This is a genomic window from Candidatus Cloacimonadota bacterium (genome assembly GCA_012516855.1).
Taxonomy (GTDB): Bacteria; Cloacimonadota; Cloacimonadia; order Cloacimonadales; family Cloacimonadaceae; genus Syntrophosphaera.
Genome location: JAAYWB010000109.1, coordinates 1 through 2,247, shown reverse-complemented (window position 1 = coordinate 2,247; position 2,247 = coordinate 1). Strand labels below are relative to the sequence as shown.

Below are 2,247 nucleotides of genomic sequence, written 5' to 3'. Positions count from 1 at the left end.
GCGCGTTTCGGGGGCCGCCGCGAAAGCCAGCGGCGCGCCGCAAGCCTGGCAGCGCTCGATGCCTTCGGGGTTGTGCCGCCCGCAATACGCGCAATCGGGGTTGAGCATGCTACCCTCCCACCCAGGCGTATTGCCCATTGAGCCAATCTTCGGGGTGCACCTCCACGCTGCCGACGAAGACAGAGAAGTGCAGGTGCGGGCCGGTGACGCGCCCGGTCGCGCCCATCAGGCCGATGGTTTGCCCGGTTTGCACTACGTCGCCGACCTTTACTTCGATGCGCGACTGGTGCCAGTAGCCCGTGTACACGCCCCAGCCATGCGAGATGATGGTGGCGTTCCCGCGCACATCCAGCGCGCCGGTGTACACCACCACGCCCGACGCGGGGGCCAGGATGGGCGAGGATTCTCCCCCGCCGAAATCCATGCCGGAGTGGAAATAGGTGAAATCGCTGCCGTTGTAGGAGCGCAGTCGGCCATACCAGGAGGTGATGAAGTCGGGTGTGCTCGAGGGGAAGGCGAAGCGCCCCTGCCACAGCTTTTCGGGCGGGGCGGGAGAGGTGAGCTCGGTGACGAAGGCGAACTCGGGCTCGGTGATGGCGGGGTCGACCACGCTGTCCATCACCTCCAGCGGGGCGTCGTAGCCGTAGTTTTTGGGCTGCAGGTAAGCCTGCTGCTGCAGGGTGAATACGCGCCCATCAGGGGCCGCGGCGCGAATGGTGAAACGGGTGACCCCCGGCTCTGTGAGGCGCGGCACGCCCTGCAGCGCGGTGAAGCCGCCGCCCGAGGCGTTGGCGAAGAAGCGCAGCGGGAAGCCCAGCAGTTCGCCTGAAAGCGCCGTCTGCGGCGAGGGGCTGGCGCGGAAGACCGAGGTTTTGCCCTGGGCGAGCTGGTCGAGGGCGAGATCGGTGACCAGCGGCAGCAGGGCATTGAGGCTGCCGCGCTGCGCGCCGGGCAAAAAGAGGGTGTCGTTGGCGAGCAGGCGCCAGGGGGCGGGCAGGTCATTGTACAGCCCGGCCAGCCAGGAGCTGGCAGCACCGTAAGCCGCCAGTTCCAGCGGGGTGAGCCCGCTCACCAGCTGCAGGCGGGTCTGCTCGCGAGCCGCTGCTTCGAGGTAGAAGAACGGGTGCCCGGTGATCAGCGCATCGGGCGCGGTGACGAAGTTGAGCCGCTGAAAGAGCGCGGGCGGCAGGCGGTAAAGGCGCTGGAGCGTGCGCGCGTTCTCGCCGGCGGGCACGCTGACGCGCTTGAGCTCACCCTGCAGGTCTTCAAAGCCGGGGATGAGCAGCACCTTGCCGGGCGGCAGGTTGTTGGGGTCTGGCATGGGGTTGAGGGCGATGAGCTCGTTGAGCGAAACGCGGAAGTAGAAGGCCACCTCGGTGAGGGTGTCGCCCTCCTGGACGGTGTAATAGGCGCCGTTGTACTGGGCGCGCGCCGAGGAGGCGGGCGCGCCAGTGAGCGGCACGGCGAAAGCCAGGGTGAGGGCGAGGGTCAGCGCCAGGGCGGCGCGCAGGGGTCGGGTCATCAGGGTCTATTGTAATGGAGAAAAGCCGGTTTTTCCAAATTCAAAAGAATCCCCGCGGGCATTCGTTTTAAAAAAACGAATCAAAACGAATCCTCCCAGTGGCGAGGCGCCTTCGCTTCAGGCGGGGGGCGCGGATGGCATCGGCCGGGGCGGGCTGAGAAGCAAGCGAACCCTGTTCTGCCGGTTTACAAGGTCTCTTCCGGCGGGAGGGGCTCGACCCGGGGTTTGTTGCGGTATTTATCGCCAAAAGCCTTGAGCTCGGGCCATTCTTCTTCGAGTTCGAGGAGGGCGGTGCGCAGGAGCAGGGCGGGGTCGAGATCGGGGTCGGGGATGCGCGTGTGGGTGCGGACGAGGCGGTTGATGGACGAGGTGGCGAGGGAGAGCACGCGGAGGAGAGTGGTGGCTTCGTCGAGGTCGTCCACATCCGCGCCGAGCTCGGCGACCTTACGGGAAAAGACGCGCATCACATCGATCTCGTCTTTGAGGGAAGAAACAGCGGTGTCTTCGAGACCGTCCAGTTCACGCGAAGGGAGGCGGCGGGAATAGAAGCCGTACTTGAGGGCGTTGGTATTGCCGGGCTGCGCGCCCCGTTTCCGCTGCTCCTCCATCGCGGCTGGAGCGGGGAACGGGCCTGGCTGAACACGAGCGGGCGGGCGCAGGTCTTCGGCCCATTCCGGCAGCGGGGCGGCCGCGGGGGCGAATGGGGCTGGGGGAGCGGTTTGGGG

Annotated in this window: 2 protein-coding genes; both read right to left on the bottom strand. The window is 66.8% G+C overall.

Annotated features, from left to right (window positions below; translation table 11 throughout):
• Window positions 1-109: 109 nt before the first annotated feature.
• Window positions 110-1,522, bottom strand: coding sequence for a peptidoglycan DD-metalloendopeptidase family protein (locus GX466_09085; protein NLH94349.1), 1,413 nt, complete (start codon window positions 1,520-1,522; stop codon window positions 110-112).
• A 185-nt stretch (window positions 1,523-1,707) separates the two neighbouring features.
• On the bottom strand, window positions 1,708-2,130 hold the full coding sequence (locus tag GX466_09080) for a hypothetical protein (GenBank protein NLH94348.1): 423 nt from the start codon (window positions 2,128-2,130) through the stop codon (window positions 1,708-1,710).
• Window positions 2,131-2,247: the final 117 nt, after the last annotated feature.